Annotated in this window: 20 protein-coding genes; 12 read left to right on the top strand and 8 right to left on the bottom strand. The window is 72.3% G+C overall.

The window, feature by feature from the left end; genetic code table 11:
- Nucleotides 1–27 precede the first annotated feature (27 nt).
- On the top strand, nucleotides 28–1,392 hold the full coding sequence (locus AA23TX_RS06545) for a dihydrolipoyl dehydrogenase family protein (protein WP_155541672.1): 1,365 nt from the start codon (nucleotides 28–30) through the stop codon (nucleotides 1,390–1,392).
- Entirely contained in the window at nucleotides 1,392–2,405 is a 1,014-nt protein-coding gene (locus AA23TX_RS06540) for an alcohol dehydrogenase catalytic domain-containing protein (RefSeq protein ID WP_155541671.1), read from the top strand. Before AA23TX_RS06545 ends, AA23TX_RS06540 begins: the two co-directional genes overlap by 1 nt.
- A gap of 30 nt (nucleotides 2,406–2,435) precedes the next feature.
- Here AA23TX_RS06540 and AA23TX_RS06535 read toward each other — a convergent pair whose 3' ends face one another.
- Both AA23TX_RS06535 and AA23TX_RS06530 read right to left on the bottom strand, forming a co-directional pair.
- Nucleotides 2,436–2,864, bottom strand: a complete 429-nt coding sequence (locus AA23TX_RS06535; protein ID WP_155541670.1) for an ATP-binding protein — start codon at nucleotides 2,862–2,864, stop codon at nucleotides 2,436–2,438.
- A complete protein-coding gene (locus tag AA23TX_RS06530; protein WP_196425204.1) occupies nucleotides 2,861–3,223 on the bottom strand; it encodes an STAS domain-containing protein in 363 nt (120 codons plus the stop codon). The genes AA23TX_RS06535 and AA23TX_RS06530 overlap by 4 nt, the downstream gene beginning before the upstream one ends.
- A gap of 130 nt (nucleotides 3,224–3,353) precedes the next feature.
- On the opposite strand from AA23TX_RS06530, the gene AA23TX_RS06525 reads away from it, so the two are divergent.
- From AA23TX_RS06525 to AA23TX_RS06500, 6 genes are read left to right on the top strand one after another with little or no spacing between them, the layout of a single operon-like run.
- Nucleotides 3,354–4,202: an STAS domain-containing protein gene (locus AA23TX_RS06525; protein WP_155541668.1), complete on the top strand. Its 849-nt coding sequence runs from the start codon at nucleotides 3,354–3,356 to the stop codon at nucleotides 4,200–4,202.
- Entirely contained in the window at nucleotides 4,202–4,567 is a 366-nt protein-coding gene (locus AA23TX_RS06520; RefSeq protein WP_196425203.1) for an STAS domain-containing protein, read from the top strand. Before AA23TX_RS06525 ends, AA23TX_RS06520 begins: the two co-directional genes overlap by 1 nt.
- Nucleotides 4,564–4,974: an anti-sigma regulatory factor gene (locus AA23TX_RS06515; RefSeq protein WP_155541667.1), complete on the top strand. Its 411-nt coding sequence runs from the start codon at nucleotides 4,564–4,566 to the stop codon at nucleotides 4,972–4,974. The genes AA23TX_RS06520 and AA23TX_RS06515 overlap by 4 nt, the downstream gene beginning before the upstream one ends.
- Complete coding sequence (locus AA23TX_RS06510; protein WP_155541666.1) at nucleotides 4,962–5,996, top strand: ATP-binding SpoIIE family protein phosphatase; 1,035 nt, start codon at nucleotides 4,962–4,964, stop codon at nucleotides 5,994–5,996. Before AA23TX_RS06515 ends, AA23TX_RS06510 begins: the two co-directional genes overlap by 13 nt.
- On the top strand, nucleotides 5,993–7,738 hold the full coding sequence (locus AA23TX_RS06505; RefSeq protein ID WP_155541665.1) for a hybrid sensor histidine kinase/response regulator: 1,746 nt from the start codon (nucleotides 5,993–5,995) through the stop codon (nucleotides 7,736–7,738). Before AA23TX_RS06510 ends, AA23TX_RS06505 begins: the two co-directional genes overlap by 4 nt.
- A gap of 1 nt (nucleotide 7,739) precedes the next feature.
- Nucleotides 7,740–9,290: a fused response regulator/phosphatase gene (locus tag AA23TX_RS06500; protein WP_155541664.1), complete on the top strand. Its 1,551-nt coding sequence runs from the start codon at nucleotides 7,740–7,742 to the stop codon at nucleotides 9,288–9,290.
- A 16-nt stretch (nucleotides 9,291–9,306) separates the two neighbouring features.
- On the opposite strand, the gene AA23TX_RS06495 is transcribed toward AA23TX_RS06500, so the two are convergent.
- From AA23TX_RS06495 to AA23TX_RS06485, 3 genes are all read right to left on the bottom strand, one after another.
- Nucleotides 9,307–9,654: an STAS domain-containing protein gene (locus tag AA23TX_RS06495; protein WP_155541663.1), complete on the bottom strand. Its 348-nt coding sequence runs from the start codon at nucleotides 9,652–9,654 to the stop codon at nucleotides 9,307–9,309.
- Between the two features lie 121 nt (nucleotides 9,655–9,775).
- The gene (locus AA23TX_RS06490; protein WP_155541662.1) at nucleotides 9,776–11,011 is read right to left on the bottom strand and encodes a cytochrome P450 family protein; all 1,236 of its coding nucleotides are present in this window, start codon (nucleotides 11,009–11,011) and stop codon (nucleotides 9,776–9,778) included.
- Nucleotides 11,012–11,135: 124 nt separating this feature from the next.
- Nucleotides 11,136–12,245 (bottom strand): FAD-dependent oxidoreductase, encoded by a 1,110-nt coding sequence (locus AA23TX_RS06485; protein ID WP_155541661.1) that lies wholly within the window; start codon nucleotides 12,243–12,245, stop codon nucleotides 11,136–11,138.
- A 68-nt stretch (nucleotides 12,246–12,313) separates the two neighbouring features.
- Here AA23TX_RS06485 and AA23TX_RS06480 point away from each other — a divergent pair, with 68 nt between their 5' ends.
- Nucleotides 12,314–12,994, top strand: coding sequence for a TetR/AcrR family transcriptional regulator (locus AA23TX_RS06480; protein WP_155541660.1), 681 nt, complete (start codon nucleotides 12,314–12,316; stop codon nucleotides 12,992–12,994).
- Nucleotides 12,995–12,997: 3 nt separating this feature from the next.
- Here AA23TX_RS06480 and AA23TX_RS06475 read toward each other — a convergent pair whose 3' ends face one another.
- Complete coding sequence (locus AA23TX_RS06475; RefSeq protein ID WP_155541659.1) at nucleotides 12,998–13,588, bottom strand: TetR/AcrR family transcriptional regulator; 591 nt, start codon at nucleotides 13,586–13,588, stop codon at nucleotides 12,998–13,000.
- A 94-nt stretch (nucleotides 13,589–13,682) separates the two neighbouring features.
- Here AA23TX_RS06475 and AA23TX_RS06470 point away from each other — a divergent pair, with 94 nt between their 5' ends.
- Together AA23TX_RS06470 and AA23TX_RS06465 are read left to right on the top strand one after the other, a co-directional pair.
- Nucleotides 13,683–15,626 (top strand): primary-amine oxidase, encoded by a 1,944-nt coding sequence (locus AA23TX_RS06470; RefSeq protein WP_277875405.1) that lies wholly within the window; start codon nucleotides 13,683–13,685, stop codon nucleotides 15,624–15,626.
- Nucleotides 15,627–15,731: 105 nt separating this feature from the next.
- Nucleotides 15,732–17,168 (top strand): APC family permease, encoded by a 1,437-nt coding sequence (locus AA23TX_RS06465; RefSeq protein WP_155541657.1) that lies wholly within the window; start codon nucleotides 15,732–15,734, stop codon nucleotides 17,166–17,168.
- Here AA23TX_RS06465 and AA23TX_RS06460 read toward each other — a convergent pair.
- Together AA23TX_RS06460 and AA23TX_RS06455 are read right to left on the bottom strand one after the other, a co-directional pair.
- On the bottom strand, nucleotides 17,153–17,452 hold the full coding sequence (locus AA23TX_RS06460; protein ID WP_155541656.1) for an EthD family reductase: 300 nt from the start codon (nucleotides 17,450–17,452) through the stop codon (nucleotides 17,153–17,155). The two genes, AA23TX_RS06465 and AA23TX_RS06460, sit on opposite strands and share 16 nt — an antisense overlap.
- 126 nt (nucleotides 17,453–17,578) lie before the next feature.
- Nucleotides 17,579–17,950 carry a winged helix-turn-helix transcriptional regulator gene (locus tag AA23TX_RS06455; RefSeq protein ID WP_155541655.1) on the bottom strand — a complete coding sequence of 124 codons (372 nt, stop codon included), beginning with the start codon at nucleotides 17,948–17,950 and terminating at the stop codon, nucleotides 17,579–17,581.
- A 99-nt stretch (nucleotides 17,951–18,049) separates the two neighbouring features.
- Here AA23TX_RS06455 and AA23TX_RS06450 point away from each other — a divergent pair, with 99 nt between their 5' ends.
- Nucleotides 18,050–18,889 (top strand): alpha/beta fold hydrolase, encoded by an 840-nt coding sequence (locus AA23TX_RS06450; RefSeq protein WP_439328749.1) that lies wholly within the window; start codon nucleotides 18,050–18,052, stop codon nucleotides 18,887–18,889.
- Nucleotides 18,890–18,931: the final 42 nt, after the last annotated feature.

The following is an 18,931-nucleotide window of genomic DNA, read 5'->3' as shown; positions in this document are numbered from 1 at the left end:
TCGAAGGACCCCCTGAAAGAAGGAACCATGGCTCACCACGATTTCGACGCCATCGTCCTCGGCAGTGGCGCACCGGGCGAACACACCGCGGCCGCCATCGCGGCAGGCGGTCTGCGAGTCGCCATCGTCGAGCGGGAGCTGCTCGGCGGCGAATGCTCCTACTGGGCGTGCATCCCGTCCAAAACCCTGCTGCGGCCCGGTGAAGCGCTCGCGGCGGCCCGCGACGTCCCCGGGGCCCGCGAGGCGGTCACCGGCCGCGCGGACGCCGCCGCGGCGCTCGCCTGGCGCGACTTCATGGTCTCGTCCTACGACGACGCGAACGCCGAGAAGTGGGCTCGCGACACCGGCATCGAGGTGTTGCGCGGCGACGGCAGGCTCGCCGGTCCGCACACCGTCGCCGTCGGCGGGAAGGAGTACACCGCCGACCACATCGTCGTCGCGACCGGCTCCGCCCCCGTCATCCCGCCCGTGCCGGGCCTCCGCGAGCTGCCCGGCCTGTGGACGAACCGGGAAGCGACGGGCGCGAAGGAAATCCCGCGCCGGCTGCTCGTCCTCGGCGCCGGCCCGACCGGGGTCGAGCTGGCCCAGGCGTTCACGCGGCTCGGTGCTGACGTCGCGCTCGTCGACGGCGCCGACCACGTCCTCCCCCGCGAACCCCGGGCGCTCGGCGAGGCCGTCGGAGAAGCTCTGCGCGCCGACGGCGTCGCACTGCACCTCGGGCAGCACGCGAGCGCGGCCCGGCTCGACGGCGACGAGTACGTGCTCGACCTGCCCGACGGCACGCAGCTGCGCGCCGAACGGCTGCTCGTCGCCACCGGACGACGGCCGCGCGTCGAGGGCATCGGCCTGGAGACCGTCGGCGTCGAGGCGAACCCGCACGGCATTCCGGTCGACGACCGGATGGCGGCCGGCGAAGGCCTGTGGGCCGTCGGCGACGTCACCGGGCAGTGGAACCTGACCCACGTCGGCGAGTACCAGGGCCGGGTCGTGGCCGCGAACATCCTCGGCCGGCCCGCGAAAGTGAACTACGACGCCATCCCCCGCGTGGTCTTCACCGACCCGCAGGCCGCGGCCGTCGGCGCCGCCGAAGGCGCGTTCACCGCGACGGTCCGGCTTTCCGGGGTGGCCCGCACGGCCACCTACACCCGTGCCTACGACACGCGGCCCGGGTTCCTCACCGTCTTCTCCGACGGCGAACGGCTCACCGGCGCCTACGCCGCCGGTCCCGAGGCCGGCGAATGGCTCCAGCAGGCGACGCTCGCGATCCGCGCCCGGGTCCCGCTGGCCGTGCTACTCGACGTCGTCCAGCCGTTCCCGACCTTCTCCGAAGCGTTCCTCCACGTCCTGCGCGATCTCGACCGCCAGGTCCACCCTTCGTCAGGAGCACAGTGATGTCCTACCGAGCGTTCGAAGTGACCGGGACGCGCCGGTTCACCCTGGTCGAGCGCGAACTCCGCGACCCGCTGCCGGGCGAAGTGCGCCTGCGGGTCGACGCCTGCGGGGTCTGCCACAGCGACACCCTCGCCGTCGAAGGGCTGCGCGCCGACCCGGCGGTTCCGGTCGTGCCCGGCCACGAGCTCGTCGGCGTGGTCGACGCGGTCGGGCCGGGCGTGACCGCGTGGGCGGCCGGCGACCGGGTCGGCGTCGGCTACCTCAACGGCCACTGCGGCCAGTGCGAAAACTGCCGCCGCGGCGACTTCGTCAACTGCACCGACCAGGCCTGGACCGGCACCACGACCGACGGCGGCTACGCCGAAGTCGCCTACGCCCGCGCCACCGGGATCGTCCGCATCCCCGACGGCACGCAGGCCCTGGACGTCGCGCCGCTGCTGTGCGCGGGACTCACGGTGTACCGGGCGCTGCTGACCGCCGACGCGCGGCCGGGTGCGCTGGTCGCCGTCCAGGGCATCGGCGGTCTCGGCCACCTCGGCGTCCAGTACGCCAAGACGCTCGGCTACCGCGTCGCGGCCATCGCCCGCGGCGCCGGGAAGGCCGAGCTGGCCGCGGAACTGGGCGCCGACGAGTACATCGACAGCACGGCCGCCGACCCGGGCGAGGCGTTGACGCGACTCGGCGGAGCGGCGGCGATCATCGCGACGGCGGCGAGCGGCGCGTCGATGTCCCCGCTCGTGGCCGGGCTCGGCACCCGCGGCCGGCTGCTCGTCGTCGGCGCGGCCCCCGACCCGATCGAGGTCCGGACGCCCGCGCTGATCTTCGGCACGCGCTCGGTGACCGGTGCCCTCACCGGCACGTCGATCGAGAACGAGGACAGCCTCCGGCTCGCCCACGACCGCGGGATCCGCAGCCGCAACGAGATCATGCCGCTGTCGGAGGCACCGAAGGCGTACGAGCGCATGATGTCCGGCGACGCGCGGTTCCGCGTCGTCCTCGACACCCACGCATGAGGCGTCGGCCGGCGGAACCGCGGATCCGGTTCAGCGGCAGGGTTCCTGGTGGGCCAGGGCGCAGGAAACCGTGGCCCACACGGTCTTCCCGGCTGACGGCAGGTCGTCGTGCGAACCCCAGGCCGTCGTCAGCCGGTCGACGAGGTACAGGCCGCGGCCGCCGAAGCCGGTGCCCGCGGACGCCCGGAGCCTCGGCGGGGTCGGGGAGCCGTCCTCGACCCCGATCGTCACCTCGCACGGGCCCGCGTGGCGCGTCAACTCGAGCCGGCGGGCGCCCCCGGCGTGCTCGTAGGCGTTCTGGACGATCTCGTTCAGCACCAGCAGCACGTCTTCGCGGTGCGGCTCGTCCAGGTCGCCCAGCTGCCGGGCCGCCCAGCGGCGGACCCTCGCGAGGTCGGCCGAGCCCGTGCCGCGGAGGTCGAACCGCGCGGGGTCGCCGCCGGCGGGATGGCCGGTCATTCGGCGGGCAGCGCTTCGGCCAGGTCGGCGACGACGGGGATGAGCTCGTCGAGGCCGGTGATGTTCAGCGCCCGCCTGACGGCGTACTGGCGGGTGACGACCTTGACGCTCACGCCGCGTTCCCGGCCGCGGCGGTGCAGCCCGGCGAGGATGGTCAGCCCCGCGGAGTCGATGAACCCGACCTCGCTCAGGTCGACGACGACGAGCCGGGCCGCCGTCGTGTCCACCTTCTCCTGGGCGAGCTCCCGGCGGAGCGCGGGAGCCGTGCCCGCGTCGATCTCGCCCGCGACCTCGATCACGTGGGCCGCGCCGGTCCGCCGGTGGGAGATGCGCAGGACGGCCGCGTCGCCCTCGTCCACTGCTCGGCCCCTTTCCCTGGCACGACCGCCGATCCCGCCCAGCGTACGGGCCGGTTCGTTCCGCCGCGCAGGGGACCGGCGGACCGCCAGGCTAAAGTTCGCGGACGGACCGAAGGCGAGGGGACTCTGGATGACTGCGGGTCAGGAGCGACTGTCGGATTTGCTGCGCGAACACGGCGACAGCCTGATCACGCGCTGGGCCGAGCTGGCCGGCGCCGGCCTGCGCGGGCGCATGACGACCACGGAACTGCAGCGTGACCTGGGCGAGCTGTTCGCCACCCTGCTCCCGGTCGCGGACGAGCCCGCCACCGGTCTCGACAGTGACCAGCACCGCGAGCTCAAGGCGTTCCTGGCCGACCTGTCCCGGAACCGCGCGCGCCAGGGGTTCAGCCCCGCCGAAACGGCGTCCAGCGTCTTCGCGCTGAAGCAGGCCGTGTTCGAGCTCACCGAAGGCAACGACGACCCGGCGGTGTTCCGCCGGCTCATGGCCTTCTCCGGGCTCCTCGACGGGCTGGGTCTGTGGACGTTCGAGACGTACGCGGCCGCGCGCGAAGAGATCATCAGGGAGCAGTCCGAGCAGCTGCTCGAGCTGACCACCCCGGTCGTGAAGCTGTGGGAAGGCGTCCTCGCCGTGCCGCTGGTCGGCACGCTGGACTCGGCGCGCACGCAGGTCGTGATGGAGAAGCTGCTCGAGAGCCTGGTCGAGACCAGCTCCCAGCACGCGATCATCGACATCACCGGCGTCCTCGCCGTCGACACGCAGGTGGCGCAGCACCTGCTCAAGACCGTCGTCGCCGCGCGGCTGATGGGCGCCGAGTGCACCATCTCGGGCATCCGTCCCCAGATCGCCCAGACGATCGTCGCGCTCGGGATCGAGTTCGGCGACATCACGACCAAGGCGACCCTCGCCGACGCCCTGCGCCACGCCCTCCGCTTCGAAGGCGTGGAGCTGGTGCACGGCGGGAAGGGGCCCGCCTGATGGAGCGGATCCCGATCCTCGAGATCGGCGACATCCTGCTGGTCTCGATCCAGGTCGACCTGGAGGACCAGAGCGTCCTCACCCTGCAGGAAGACCTCGCGGAGAAGATCAGCTCGACCGGCGCGTCCGGCGTAGTGATCGACATCTCCGCGGTGGAGATCGTCGACTCCTTCATCGGCCGGATGTTCGCGACGATCGCGTCGCTGTCGCGGCTGTTCGACGCCGACACCGTGGTGGTCGGCATGCGCCCGGCCGTCGCGATCACGCTCGTCGAGCTCGGCCTGACGCTCGGCGACGTCCGCACCGCCCTGAACCTGGACAAGGGCATGACGATCCTGCGGGGTCTCCGGGCGGCGCGGAGATGACCCCAGCCGGCGTGGTGGACGAGATTCCCATCGTCACGGACTCCGACGTGGTCCGTGTCCGCCAGTCGGTCCGATCCCTCGCCCAGCAGATCAAGCTCTCGCTCGTCGACCAGACGAAGCTCGTCACCGCGACCAGCGAACTGGCTCGCAACACCCTCGTCTACGGCCGGGGCGGCCACGCCCGGATCGAGGTCGTCACCGACGGCCGCCGCACCGGCGTCAAGGCCCTCTTCCACGACGAGGGCCCCGGCATCCCCGACACCGACCTCGCGCTGGCCGACGGCTGGAGCAGCGGCAAGGGCCTCGGCCTCGGCCTGAGCGGGGCGCGCCGGCTCGTCGACGAGTTCGTCCTGGACACCGAGGTGGGCCGCGGCACCGAGGTCACCGTGGTCAAGTGGTCACGGTGACCGTCTCGGACTGCCTGCCGGTGACCGAGGACGTCGCCTGGGTGCCCGTCGACGACCCGACGGCGGCCGGCCGGGCGCGGCGGATCGCCACCGCACTGGCCGATCGGCTGGGCTTCACCGAGCAGCGGACCGCCGAGATCGGCATCGTCGTCACGGAGCTGGCCACGAACCTGGACCGCCACGCGCGGCACGGCACGCTCGTCGTCCGGTCGGTCCGCGCGACCACCCACGCCGCGGTGGAGGTCGTCGCCGCCGACCTCGGCCCCGGCATCGGCGACCCGGCCGCGGCGATCGCGGACGGCCACTCCACCGCGGGCACCCTCGGGGTCGGGCTCGGCGCGGTGCACCGGCTCTCCGACACCGTCACGGTGTTCTCGGAGCCGGGCAGCGGCACGGTCGTCACCGCCCGGTTCCAGCCGGCCGGAGCGGACCTGGCCGGCGACGACGCGGCCGGGATGACCCGGCCGATCACCGGCGAAGAGGTCTGTGGCGACGCCTACGCCGTGATGCGCGCGAACGGCCGGCTGCGGCTGATGATGTGCGACGGGTCCGGCCACGGACCGCTGGCGGCCAGCGCGGCGCAGGAAGCCGTCCGGGTCTTCTGCGAACGGCCGGCCGACGAACCCCCGGAGCAGGTGCTCGCCGCGATCCACGCCGCGTTGCGCAGCAGCCGGGGCGGGGCCGTCGCCGTCGCCGACCTGGCCCCGGCCGAGGGGCGGGTCCGCTTCGCCGGCCTGGGCAACATCGCCGCGTCCGTCGTCCTCGGCGACCGGAAGCAGGGCATGATCTCGGTGCCCGGGATCGCGGGCTACCAGGCCCGGACGATCCGCGCCTTCGACCACGAGCTGCCCGCCGGCGCCGCGGTCGTGCTGCACAGCGACGGGCTCACCGAGAAGTGGCGCCCCGCCCAGTGGACCGCCCTGTTCGACAGCACGCCGCTCGTGATCGCCGCCGCGCTGGTGCGCGACGCCGGCGTCCGCAACGACGACGCGGGCGTCCTCGTCGGCAAGCCGCGGCCATGACGTCCCCGCGCCGCGCGAACGAGCTCCTGCGGATGACGCTCTCCGCCGAATCCGGCGTGTTCGCGATGCGGCAGTACGGCCGGGAGGCGGCCCAGGCGATCGGCCTCGAACCGCAGGACCAGATCCGCGTGGCGACCGCCCTCAGCGACGTCGGCCGGGACCTGGTGCGGAGCGGGACGGAGGCGTCGGTCGCCTTCTTGCTCATCCCGGCGCCGTTGCCCGGCCTGGCGATCGAGATCACCTGGCAGGGCCCGCCCGCCGTCGACGTCCTCGACGTCAGCCGGGCCACCACGGCCCGGCTGATGGACGAGGTCACCACCACCCACGAGGCCGCTCGCGGCACCATGACCATGACGAAGGGCACGACGGCAGGTTCAGCGCCCATGGACTTTTCTCTCGACGCCTTGCGCGAACGGCTCGCCGCCGGCAGAGCCGCCGGCCCGCTCGACGAGCTGCGCGCCCAGAACCAGGAACTGCTCACCGCGCTCGACGACCTCGAAAGCAAGCGGCGGGAGCTGCTGCGGCTCAACGAGGAGCTCGAAGAGACCAACCAGGGTGTCGTCGCGCTGTACAAGGAACTCTCCGAAGAGCTCGAAGAGACCAACCGCGGTGTGGTGGCTCTCTACGCCGAGATCAACGAGAAGACGACGCAGCTGGCCGCCGTCAACGAGGCGAAGACCCGCTTCTGGTCGAACATCAGCCACGAGCTGCGCTCGCCGGTGAACTCGATCGTCGGCCTCGCGCGCATGCTCGGCGCCGCGGGGTCCGAACCGCTCACCGGCGACCAGCAGCGCCAGGTCCGGCTGATCAACGACTCCGGGGAGACCCTGCTCGCCCTGGTCAACGAGCTGCTCGACACCGCCAAGGCCGAATCGGGCCGGCTGGTCCCCCACCCGACCCCCATCGACGTCCGTGCGGTGCTCCTCCACCTGCAGGGCGTCCTGCGGTCGACCGTCCCGGACGGCGTCGAGCTCCGCATCGGCGACACCGAGGCCGGCACGCTCGTCACCGACGAGACCATGCTCGTGCGCATCCTGCGCAACCTGCTGTCCAACGCCATCAAGTTCACCGAGCGCGGCTCGGTGGGCGTGGCCGCCACCGCCGACGGCGAGCACGTCCGCTTCACGGTCACCGACACCGGCATCGGCATCCCGGCCGAACAGCTCGAGCGCGTCTTCGAGGAGTTCCACCAGGTCCGGAACAAGCTGCAGGCGAAGACCTCCGGCACCGGGCTGGGTTTGTCCTACGCCCGGAAGCTGGCCGAGATCCTCGGCGGCGAGCTGACCCTGGCCAGCGAGGCCGGCCAGGGCACCACGGCGGAGCTGCGGTTGCCCGCCCGGCCGCCCGGCGGGGACATCACCGCGCTCGGCAGCGTGCTCGTCGTCGACGACGACCCGGTGTTCCGCGACGAGTTCACCCGCCGGATCGCCGACCTCTCCCCCGAGGTCCGGGTCGCCGGTGACGGCCGGGAAGCGCTGGAGACGCTGGGCGGGTTCCGGCCCGACGTGGTCTTCCTCGACCTGGCCATGGCCGGCATGAACGGCCGGGAGGTCCTCGCCGTGCTCCGCGCGAAGGACGAGCTGTGCGACCTGCCCGTCGTCGTGACCACCTCGGCCGTGCCCGACGGGCTCGACCTCACCGCGGCCGGGCTGCGCGCTGCCCTGCTGCTCAAGTCGCAGATCTCCGCCGAAACCGTCAGGCTCGCGGTCGGAGAAGCGTTCGCAGTAGTGCGGAGGACGTGACATGCCGGACCCGGCCGCGACGATCCTGATCGTCGACGACATGGAGGCCAGCCGTTACCTGGCCGGCAGCTGGCTGCGCCGCCACGGCTACCACGTCGTCGAGGCCGGCACCGGCGGTGCGGGGCTCGACGCGGTCGCCGAGCACCGGCCGGACCTCGTCCTGCTCGACGTCAACCTCCCCGACGTCAGCGGGATCGAGGTCTGCGAGCGGATCAAGGCGGACCCGGCGACCTCGGCGATCCCGGTGATCCACATGTCCGCCACGGCCATCGAGCCGGACGACCGGACCCACGGGCTCAACCGCGGCGCCGACGCCTACCTCGTCGAACCGGTGGACCCGGCCGAGCTGGTCGCGGTGGTCGAGTCGGCGCTGCGCTACCACCGCGCCCGCGCCGTGGCCGAGCGGCTGGCCCACCGGCTCACGAAGCTGACCGAAGCCACGCTCGCCATCAACTCCGCGACGACGTTCGACGGCTTCCTGGCGGCGGTCGCCGCGGGCGCGGCGGCGATCTTCGCGGCCCCGGCGGCGGCCCTGGCGACAACGCCGCAGGGCGCGGTGCGCACCGCGAGCGCCGCCGAAGACCACCGGGCGGCCACCGGCACCGAGCCTGCCGTCCTCGACCACCTGACCGCGTCGCTGCTGCAGCCCCACGTGCGCACGACCGTCAGCAGCGGCCACGAGCTCGCGTGGCGTCCCGGGCGCAGCTCCACGATCATGCTGGCCCGGGCGCGCCCCGGTGCCGACGTCGTGTGCGTCGCGGTCGACGACGAGGTGGCGGCCACCGACCAGGACCGGGACGTCCTGACCCAGCTCGGCCAGGTGAGCGCCCTGGCCGCCGACGCCCTGCGCACGCTGTCCCGGGAGCGCGATCTGGCCGTCGCGCTGCAGCGGAGCCTCCTGCCGCGCAGCCTGCCGAGCAGCCGGCAGCTGCCGATGGCGGCCCGCTACCTCCCGGCGTCGCGCCACACGGAGATCGGCGGCGACTTCTACGAGGTGACCGAGCTCGACGGGCGGCTGCTCATCGCGGTGGGCGACGTCTCGGGCCACTCGCTCCAGGCGGCGCTGGTGATGGGCGAGGTGCGGCACGCGTTGCGCGCCTACGCGGTCGAAGGGCACGGCCTGGTGGAGATCCTCGACCGCCTCGACGCGGTGGTGAGCCGCTTCCACCCCGACGGCCTCACGACGGCGTGCCTGATGCTGGTGGATCCCGCGACCGGCGCGACGGAGGTGGCCTGCGCCGGCCACATCCCGCCGCTGCTGGCCGACGCCGGTGGAACGCGCTTCATGGAGATCCGCGGGCCGCTGCTCGGTGTGGGCCTGCCCCGCCCGGCGGCGACGAAGATCGACCTCCCGGTCGGCACCCTCGCACTGTTGATCACCGACGGGCTCATCGAGCGATCCGGCACCGACCTCGACGCGGGAATGGCCGCACTGGCCGGCGCGGTCACGCACGACGCGGATCTGGAGGCGTTGTGCGACAAGCTGCTCGACGAGTTCGGCCGCGACGCCCAGGACGACATCGCCCTGCTCGCCTTCCGGCGCGACGCCTGAAGGTCTTTCCGGCGGTTCAGCGGTCGGTCAGCAGCGGAACCGCGGCCAGCCACGAAAGCGCTTCCCCCGTGTCCCGGTGGATCGGCAGCACCCGGCCCAGCCCGAGCAGCTCGATCGGCCGCAGCAGTACCCGGTTCCGGCCGGCGAGCGCGAACGGCACCCCGCGCAGCACGGCGTCGGCGGTCGCGTCCACCAGGATCGTCAGCACCCGCGCCGCGCAGAAGGTCACCGCCGCGGTGTCGACCACCAGGGCCGGCGGTCGCCGCCGGAGCTCCCGGTCCAGCAGCGCCTCGAGGACGTCCGTGACGGCGAGGTCGAGATCACCCGCCGCCGCGACGATCGTCGCCCCGGCGGTCCTGATCACCTCGAAGGAGCCTGGCACGGCGGGTGGGGCCTCCTGAACGGAAAACCGGCCCCGGGTGGGGACGCGGGGCGACGGCCCTGGAACGGAACCGGCGCTCCGCAACCGTACACGCCCCCGGTCGTCAGGCTCCCCCGCCGAGCACCGCCGGGATCGCCGTGTGGCCGTTGGACAGGAACGACGGGACGGTGGCCAGCTCCGCCGGGTCCACGGCCAGCCGGAGCCCGGGGAACCGGGCGAACAGCGCGGGCAGGGCGATCGCGGCCTCGAGGCGGGCGAGCGGGGCACCCATGCAGAAGTGCACCCCGTGCCCGAAGGCCAGGTGCTGCTTGTCTTCGCGGGACAGGTCGAACCGGCCGGCCGTCGCGCCGTGCTCGGCCGGGTCGCGGCCGGCCGCCGCGTACGCCGCGAGGATCGCCTCCCCCTTGGCGATGATCGTGCCGTCGTCCAGGGCGATGTCCTCGACCGCGTACCGCAGCGGCAGGTACGGGACGGGGGCCTGCCAGCGCAGCGTTTCCTCGATGACGTCGGCCCAGCTGTGGTCACCGCGCAGGACGGCGGCGAGCTGCTCGGGATGGGTCAGCAGGGCGGTGACCGCGTGGTCGAGCAGGTTGACCGTCGTCTCGTGCCCCGCCGTGAGCATGAGGATGAGGGTGTCGACCAGCTCGTCGGCGTCGAGCCGGGTCGCGTCCTCCGACCGTGCGGTGATCAGGGCGCTGGTCAGGTCGTCGGCGGGGTTCGCGGTCTTGTCGGCGACCAGGCCGCGCATGAGCTCGTACAGCTCGTGCGAGTTCGCCTGCGCCTGCTCGGCGGTGACGGTGGTGTCGAAGATGGTGTCGACGACCGAGCGCATCGCGGCCCGGCGGTCGACCGGCACGCCGAAGAGCCGGCAGATCACCTCGACCGGCAGCGGGTAGGCGAACTCCTCGCGCAGGTCGACGGGCTCGCCGCTCGCGCCCGAGTGCTCGAGCCGGTCGAGCAGCCCGGTCGTGATCTGCTCGATCTCCGGCCGCATGGCGTCGACCTGACGCGGGGTGAACGCCTTGGACACCAAGGCCCGCAGCCGCCGGTGGTCGGCGCCGTAGGTGGTGAACATGTTGCGCACCGACACCCAGATCAGCAGCGGCCAGTCCTCGCCGATCCGCCCTTCGCGCAACGCGGTCCAGTGCGCGCGGGGATCCTTCGACACCCGGGGGTCGGTGAGGAGCTTGCGCAGCGTGGCCGCGTCCGCGACCGCCCACGCCGGGACGCCGCCGGGCAGTTCCACGAGCCCGGCCGAGCCCTCGGAGCGCAGGAGCCGGCCTTCTTCGTGCACGTCCTGGCCGTTCACGTCGAGCCGCAAGACGTTGCCGCTGGTCATCTGGATTCCCTTCCACACCCCGGACCGGCCCACCCCGAACCGTAGGCCGTCCTTCCGGTTTTACCAGCAGCACAGGGGATTCCGGCACAGTGGTTCGAGAAAGAGGGGTGACCCCTGCTGCCCTTCAGCCCGGCTGGAAGAACGCGAGCAGTCTCCGGGCGGCGTCCGGAGACATCAGCATTTCCTTCATGTCCGCGGACTTCCGGGCGACGGCGGCGGTGCGTTCGAACATTTCGCTTTCGTATTCCTCGACGGCGGCGGGGAAGTCGTCCGGGTGCGCGGCCAGCGCGAGACCGAGCCGGGCGCCGTCGAGCAGGGCCATGTTGACGCCCTCGCCCACCGCCGGCATCAGGTGCGCGGCGTCGCCGAGCACCGTGACGTCCGGCCGCGACGGCCAGGTCAGGCCGACCGGGAGGGTGAAGAACGACCGCGGCACGACCGTGTCGTCGCAGGCTTCGATCAGCGCGGTGATCCGCGGGTGCCAGCCGGGGAGCAGCTCGATCAGCCGCGCGCGGGCGGCGGCCGGGTCGTCGAACGGGATCCCGCTGGTGGCGAACCAGTCCTCGCCGGTGTGGTAGAAGCTGACGCCGATGCGGACGCGGCCGTCGCCGTTGCGTTGTGCCGCCAGGGACTTCCCGTCGCCGAGCACCCAGTAGGTGCCGCGCCCGACCATCGCCGCGAGCTCGGGGTGCGTGCGGTCGATGTCGGGAATGCCGACCTCGACGGCGTTCTGGCCGATGTGCGCGGGGCGGGCGTCGGTGACCAGCGCGCGGACCCGGGACTGCGCGCCGTCCGCGCCGACCAGCAGGTCGTACTCCGCGCTGCTGCCGTCCGCGAAGTGCAGCAGGCCGTCTCCGGCGGATTCGAACGCGCGCCCCCAGCGCACCACGCCCTCGGGGAGGGAGTCCAGCAGCAGGTCGCGCAGATCGGCGCGGTCGACCTCGGGCCGGACGAGCGGGGCGTCGTCGGGCGTGTCCTCCTGCAGCAGCAGGGTGCCGTCCGGCTCGAGCAGGCGCATGTCCTGGCCTTCCCCGCGGGCGATCGCGAGGAATTCCGCCATCAGGCCGGCCTCGCGCAGCGCCTGTTGCCCGGAGTGGATGTCGAGCATGCCGCCCTGGCCGCGCGCGTCGCGGGAGGACTCCCGCTCGTACACGACGGCCTCGACGCCGTGGACGTGCAGCACCCGGGCGAGGGCCAGGCCGCCCGGCCCGGCTCCGACGATGGCGATCTTCATGGGAGCCCCTTCGATACACTGTATTGACAAATACACTGTATCGAAAGATGCGATGTACTGTCACTCGCATGTTGGTGTGGGAACGGCCGGAGCCGCCGGAACGACCGGTGCCGACCCCGCTGAGCAGGGAGCGGATCGTCCGGACGGCGATCCGGCTGGCGGACGCGGACGGCCTCGAAGCGGTGTCGCTGCGCAAGGTCGCCGCCGCGCTGGACGTCGGGCCGATGCGGCTGTACGGCTACATCGCCACGAAGGAGGAGCTGCTCGACCTGATGGTCGACGCGGTCTACGCCGAGATCCGCCCGTCCGGGGACGGCTGGCGGGAGGTGCTGACCTCCGTCGCCGAGCTGACCCGGCGCGCCGCGCACCGGCACGAGTGGCTGGCCGACCTGATCGGCGGGCGGCCCCAGCTCGGGCCGAACGCGCTGGCCAGGGGCGAGGCCGTGCTGGCCGCGCTCGACGGCGTCGACCTGGACCTGGTCATGCCGGTGGTCGGCGCGGTCGACGCGTACGTGATCGGCACCGTGCGCCGCGAGATCGCCGAACGCCGCGCCGAACGCGCGTCCGGGATGGACCAGCGGCAGTGGCAGGCCGCCTCCGGCCCGTACCTGGTGCGGATGTTCGCGACCGGCCGGTTCCCCGCGCTGGAGACCGTCATCCGCGACGCCGCCCACCTGGACGCCGACGAGACCTTCCGGATCGGCCTCGGCTTCCTCCTCGACGGGATCGGCGCCGGCATCCCGAGCTGACGCTCAGCGGCGGAGCCGGGCGAAGAACTCGTCGAGCTGACCGAGCTGCCGCTCCGGCGTCGCTTCCCGCGGCGAGAGGACGCCGAGGATCTGCAGGCCCATGAGCATCGAGAGCAGCTCGTCCACGACGGCGTCGATGCTCGGCAGCTCGCCGATCTCGCCGTCGGCCGTCGCCTCCGCCAGGAGAGCGCGCATCTCCACCCGCCAGCGGTTCATGAAGCCCGCGTGCATCTCGGCCTTTTCGGGGGAGTTCAGCGCCTGCTGCCAGAACGTGATCGCCAGCCGCGCTTCGGTGAGGCGCTCGTCGTCCAGCGGCATGATCTCCAGGCACAGCGTCCGGAGCCCGCTCAAGCCGTGGCGATCCCCCTCCGCCTTGTCGGCGCGGGTGTTCGTCGAGTCGAAGATGTGCTGGAAGGCGGCGGTGAGGACGGCGTCCTTGTTCGGGAAGTAGTAGAGCAGCGCCCCGTTCGCGAAGCCGGCCGCTTCGGCGATCCGCCGGGTGGTCACCGACTGGATGCCTTCCTCGGCGACGAGCCGCCACACCACCCCGATGATCTCCCGGCGGCGCGCGTCGTGATCGACAACCTTGGGCACGAACGTTCCCTTCCCGCCGGCGGCCTCTCCGTCCAGCCTAGGCCGTGACCCAGCCGTGACTTCCGCCCCTCTTTATTTTGTACAAGCGTTCAGTATAGTTGCCGCCACGCGCTCAAGGAGGACGCCGATGCCTCAGCATCCGCTCGCCCCGGTGACGGCCGAAGAGATCCGGACCGTCCGCGAAACCGCCGAGAATGCCGGACTGGTCGCCGAAAGCACCCGGTTCGTCTACGTCGGACTCGAAGAACCCCCGAAAACAGACGTGCTCGCCGGCACGGCGGGCCGCCGGTTCCGCGCGCTGCTGCTGGACCTGGCGACCCAGGAGTCGCGGGACGTCGTGGTCGACGTGCTCGCCGCCGAAGTCGTGTCCGCCACCGAGCTCGACACCGCGACCAGCGGCCAGCTTCCCGTGCTGGACGAGGAGTTCGAGCTGGTCGAACAGGTCCTCGCCACCGACGAACGCTGGCTCGCCGCCCTCGAAATCCGTGGGCTCGCGGTCGAAAACGTCCGCGTGGCCCCGCTTTCGGCCGGCGTCTACGCCGACGAGTACCCGGACGAGTCCGGCCGGCGGATCCTGCGCGGCCTGGCTTTCCTGCAGGAGAAGGAAAGCGACTCGGCGTGGGCCCATCCGATCGACGGCCTCGTCGCCTACGTCGACACGATGAACCGGGTCGTCGACCAGGTCATCGACAGCGGGCCCGTCCCGGTGCCGCGCGAGTCCGGCGACTACGACGACCCCGCGGTGCACGGACCGCTGCGCACCACGCAGAAACCGATCGAGATCACCCAGCCCGAAGGATCGAGCCTGCACCTCGACGGCAACCTCCTCACGTGGGAGAAGTGGTCGCTGCGCGTCGGGTTCGACGCTCGCGAAGGCCTTGTCCTGCACCAGATCGGCTTCGACGAGGGCGACGGCGTCCGCCCGATCGTCCATCGCGCCTCCATCGCCGAAATGGTGGTGCCCTACGCCGACCCGGCGCCGGTGCGGTCGTGGCAGAACTACTTCGACACCGGCGAGTACCTCGTCGGCCGGTACGCGAACGCGCTGGAGCTCGGCTGCGACTGCCTCGGCGAGATCACCTACCTGGACGCGGTGATCGCGGACGAACAGGGCGAGCCGAAGACCCTCCCGAACGCCGTCTGCCTCCACGAAGAGGACTTCGGGATCCTGTGGAAGCACACGGATCTGTGGTCCGGGTCCGCCCAGACGCGGCGTCAGCGCCGGCTGGTCGTGTCGTTCTTCACCACCGTCGGCAACTACGACTACGGCTTCTACTGGTACTTCTCCCTCGACGGCACGATCGCCTTCGAGGCCAAGGCGACCGGCGTCGTGTTCACCTCGGCCCACGACGGCGGCGACTACCCGTACGCATCGGAAATCGCCCCCGGGCTCGGCGCGCCGCTGCACCAGCACCTGTTCAGCGCGCGGCTCGACATGACCGTCGACGGCGTGCGCAACCGCGTCGAGGAGATCGACGTCGAGCGCGTGCCGATCGGGCCGGACAACCCGCGTGGCAACGCTTTCACCACGCGCCGGACCGTTCTCGAGAAAGAGTCCGAAGCGCAGCGCGACGCCGATCCCGGCCGCAACCGGGCGTGGCACATCGTCAACCCCGGCCGCGAGAACCGCCTCGGGCGGCCGGTCGGCTACGCCCTCGTCCCCGAAGGCCTGCCGACACTGCTCGCCGATCCGCGGTCCTCCATCGCGCGGCGCGCCGGGTTCGCCACGAAACACCTGTGGGTGACGCGTTATGACCCGGCCGAGCGGTACTCGGCGGGCGACTTCGTCAACCAGCACGCCGGCGGCGCCGGGCTCCCGGCCTACGCGGCCCAGGACCGTCCACTGGCCGACGAGGACATCGTCGTCTGGCACACGTTCGGCCTGACGCACGTGCCGCGCCCCGAGGACTGGCCGATCATGCCGGTCGACTACACGGGCTTCACGCTCAAGCCGGTGGGGTTCTTCGACCGCAACCCGACGCTCGACGTGCCACCGTCGGCGAGCGCGCACTGCCACCACCCGGGAGACCCGGCCTGAGCCGCGCGGGCCTCGTCGTCTCCGGGCGGCTCGTCCACGAACGCGAGCCGTCGAGCACCTGACGCACCAACCCCTCCCTCCCTCCCCGTCCCCTCGGAGCCGACCATGGCCGAACCGAGTACCACTCCCGTCCCCGCCACCGACACCGGCCACACCCTGCGCGGATCCATCGGGATCGCCGGGATCGTCTTCCTCGTCGTGGCGGCCGCCGCCCCGCTGACCGCGATCGGCGGCGCACTGCCGGTCATGCTCGCGATCAGCAACGGGCCCGGCGTCCCGCTCGCCTACGTCGTCGTCGCGGTCGTGCTGCTGCTCTTCAGCGTCGGCTACGCGACCATGAGCCACCACGTCGTCGACGCGGGCGCGTTCTACGCCTACGTCACTCGCGGGCTGGGTCCCGCGACCGGGCTCGGCGCGGCCGGGCTGGCGCTGCTGACCTACACCGCCATCCAGGCCGGGATCTACGGCCTGGCCGCGACGACGCTGCAGGGGCTCATCACCCACTACGGCGGCCCGTCCATCCCGTGGTGGGTCCTCGCCGGGGTGCTGCTGCTCGTCGTGGCCCCGCTCGGTTACCGCAGCATCGACCTCGGCGCGCGCGTCCTCGGCGTGATGCTGGTGCTCGAGATGAGCGTGCTGGCCGTGCTCGCCGTGACGATCCTCGTCAAGGGCGGGCCGGAGGGGTATTCGCCCGGCTCGTTCAGCCCGGCGGGCTTCTTCCACGGAGCGCCGGGGATCGCGATCATGTTCGCCGTCGCGTCGTTCATCGGGTTCGAGGCGACGGCGATCTACGGCGAGGAGGCCCGTTCGCCGCGGCGGACGATCCCGGCGGCGACCTACACCGCCGTCCTGCTGATCGGTGTGTTCTACGCGGTCTGCAGCTGGACGATGGTCATCGCCTACGGCCCGTCGAAGGTCGAGGCCGCGGCCGGCGGCGACACCGCGGGTCTCGTGTTCAGCGCGGCCGCCCGGTACCTCGGGACCGCGTACGCCGACATCATGAACATCCTGCTGCTGACGAGCTTGTTCGCCGCGCTGCTGGCGTTCCACAACGCGATCGCGCGCTACCACTACGCCCTCGGCCGCCAGGGCGTCGGCCCGGAGGCGTTGGCCCGCACGCACCACCGGCACGGCTCCCCGCACATCGGCTCGCTCACGCAGTCGGCGTCCGCGGCCGTGATCCTGGCGGTGTTCGTGGTCGCGGGCTCGGATCCGGTGCTGAACCTGTTCACGTGGATGTCCGGGCTGGCGACGGTCAGCATCCTGGCGCTGATGGTGCTGACCGGCGCGGCGATCATCGTGTTCTTCGCGCGCAACCGGGTCGACGACCGGCTGTGGCACACGCGAGTCGCGCCGGCGCTGGGCTTGGCCGGCATCGTCGTGGTGACGGTGCTGGTGCTGGCGAACTTCACGACGTTGATCAGCGGCTCGGTGACCCTGGCGATCGTCCTGCTGGCGCTGGTGGTGCTGTTCTTCGCGGGCGGGCTCGTGGTGGCCCGGGTGACGCGTGGGTCACGCCGGGAGAATCAGCTGAGCGGGTAGTGGATCAGCTCCACGCCGCCGCTGGCGTAGTTGGGTACGTCCGCCGACACGGCTTTGCCCTCCTCGGAGCCCAAGGCCGATGCCATCGCCTCCGCCGACTCGAAGTCGGCGTGGAACACCGCGAAGTACTTGCTCTGGCCGGCGAGGGAGGCCACGTCGAAGGAGTACTGCGACTGCACCAGCCCCGGCAGCTTCGCCGCCAGCGGCAGGTGGGTGTTCACGTAGTAGTCGCGGAAGTGGGCCTCGTCGGCGGGCGGCGGGTAGAGGACGGTGAGCCGGTGCATGGCGTTCCTTTCGGCGGCGGTCTCCCCCAGCCTGGCACACCGCCGCCGGCGTCGTCAGCCGGTGAAGCCGATCTTGTCCGACGCCATCTGTCCGGCCGGGCACGGTGGTGACGACCTCGGCGCGGTTCAGTCCCGGGCGACGGCGTTGGCCCGGTCGATCGCCGGCATGTGTTCCTCGGCCCAGCTGCGCAGGGCGGCCAGCGGCACCTCGAGCGAGCGCCCCAGGTCGGTGAGGCGGTAGTGGACCTTCGGCGGCACTGTCGGCTCGACCCGGCGCGCCACCAGTCCGTCGCGCGTGAGGCTCTGCAGCGTCACGGACAACATCTTCTGCGACACCCCCGGCATCCGCCGTTGCAGGTCCGCGAACCGCACTTCGGCCGGGCCGGCGTCGGCCAGCACCTTGACCGCCATCGACGTCCACTTCGTGCCGATCCGGTCGAGCAGCTTGCGGGTCGGGCACGCGGGGTCGAAGAGATCGCCCTTGCTCGAAGGGGTCACCTGGAGCTCACCACCTGTCGGGGAAGTGCCGTCTTGGCCGGGCCACGGCCGTTACCTATCGTCAGCCACTAACCAATGGTAACCACTTCGGGAGACAGCGTGCGCGAACACCGGATCACCGCGAACGGCATCGACCTCAACGTCGCCATCGGCGGCGAAGGACCCGCTCTCCTGCTGCTGCACGGGTTCCCGCACACCTGGCGCGTCTGGAGCGCGGTGCTCCCGCACCTGACCCCGCACCACCGCGTCATCGCCCCCGACCTGCGCGGGCTCGGCGGAACCACCCGCGCCGACGGCGGTTACGACGCCGGCACCCTCGCCGCCGACGCCGAAGCCCTCCTCGACGCCCTCGGCGAACCGGCGGCGACGGTCGCCGGCATCGACGCGGGAGCCCCGCCCGCGTTCCTGCTCGGCATGAGGCGGCCCGAGCGGGTCCACCGGCTCGTCCTCATGGAGTCCCTGCTCGGCCGCCTTCCCGGTGCCGAAGACTTTCTCGCCGGCGGGCCGCCGTGGTGGTTCGGGTTCCACGCCGTCCCCGACCTCGCCGAGACGGTCCTGACCGGGCACGAAGCCGAGTACATCGGCTGGTTCCTCGACGCCGGCACCCGCGGCGGCGTGCCCCGCGAACTCCGGGACCACTTCGTCGCCGCCTACACCGGCCGCGACGCGCTGCGGTGCGCGTTCGCCCACTACCGGGCCATGCCGGAGAGCGCGCGGCAGATCGCGGAAGCGGTCGCGACCGGCCGGCTCACCGTGCCGACGGTGGCGATCGGCGCCCACCCGGTGGGCGAAACCCTCGCGCGGCAGCTGCGCCCGGTGACCGACGTCCTCGAGTCCCACGTCCTCGACGACTGCGGCCACATCATCCCGCTGGACCGCCCCGACGCCCTCGTTCCACTGCTGAAGTCCGGCGATTTCGCCCGTACCGGCCACCGGTGAGCGCTACGATCGAACGGTAACGCCACTCGAGAAGCGGACCCC

Origin of the sequence: Amycolatopsis camponoti (assembly GCF_902497555.1) — a bacterium.
GTDB lineage: Bacteria > Actinomycetota > Actinomycetes > Mycobacteriales > Pseudonocardiaceae > Amycolatopsis > Amycolatopsis camponoti.
Note: the sequence above shows the minus strand (reverse complement) of the source record. Positions and strands in the feature narration are given on the sequence as shown.

Coding starts and splice junctions, on each gene's coding strand:
- AA23TX_RS06525 (WP_155541668.1), top strand. CDS start 3,354: ATGACTGCGGGTCAGGAGCGACTGTCGGATTTGCTGCGCGAACACGGC.
- AA23TX_RS06490 (WP_155541662.1), bottom strand. CDS start 11,011: ATGACCAGCGGCAACGTCTTGCGGCTCGACGTGAACGGCCAGGACGTG.
- AA23TX_RS06515 (WP_155541667.1), top strand. CDS start 4,564: ATGACCCCAGCCGGCGTGGTGGACGAGATTCCCATCGTCACGGACTCC.
- AA23TX_RS06465 (WP_155541657.1), top strand. CDS start 15,732: ATGGCCGAACCGAGTACCACTCCCGTCCCCGCCACCGACACCGGCCAC.
- AA23TX_RS06500 (WP_155541664.1), top strand. CDS start 7,740: ATGCCGGACCCGGCCGCGACGATCCTGATCGTCGACGACATGGAGGCC.
- AA23TX_RS06520 (WP_196425203.1), top strand. CDS start 4,202: ATGGAGCGGATCCCGATCCTCGAGATCGGCGACATCCTGCTGGTCTCG.
- AA23TX_RS06540 (WP_155541671.1), top strand. CDS start 1,392: ATGTCCTACCGAGCGTTCGAAGTGACCGGGACGCGCCGGTTCACCCTG.
- AA23TX_RS06535 (WP_155541670.1), bottom strand. CDS start 2,864: ATGACCGGCCATCCCGCCGGCGGCGACCCCGCGCGGTTCGACCTCCGC.
- AA23TX_RS06485 (WP_155541661.1), bottom strand. CDS start 12,245: ATGAAGATCGCCATCGTCGGAGCCGGGCCGGGCGGCCTGGCCCTCGCC.
- AA23TX_RS06505 (WP_155541665.1), top strand. CDS start 5,993: ATGACGTCCCCGCGCCGCGCGAACGAGCTCCTGCGGATGACGCTCTCC.
- AA23TX_RS06545 (WP_155541672.1), top strand. CDS start 28: ATGGCTCACCACGATTTCGACGCCATCGTCCTCGGCAGTGGCGCACCG.
- AA23TX_RS06460 (WP_155541656.1), bottom strand. CDS start 17,452: ATGCACCGGCTCACCGTCCTCTACCCGCCGCCCGCCGACGAGGCCCAC.
- AA23TX_RS06480 (WP_155541660.1), top strand. CDS start 12,314: ATGTTGGTGTGGGAACGGCCGGAGCCGCCGGAACGACCGGTGCCGACC.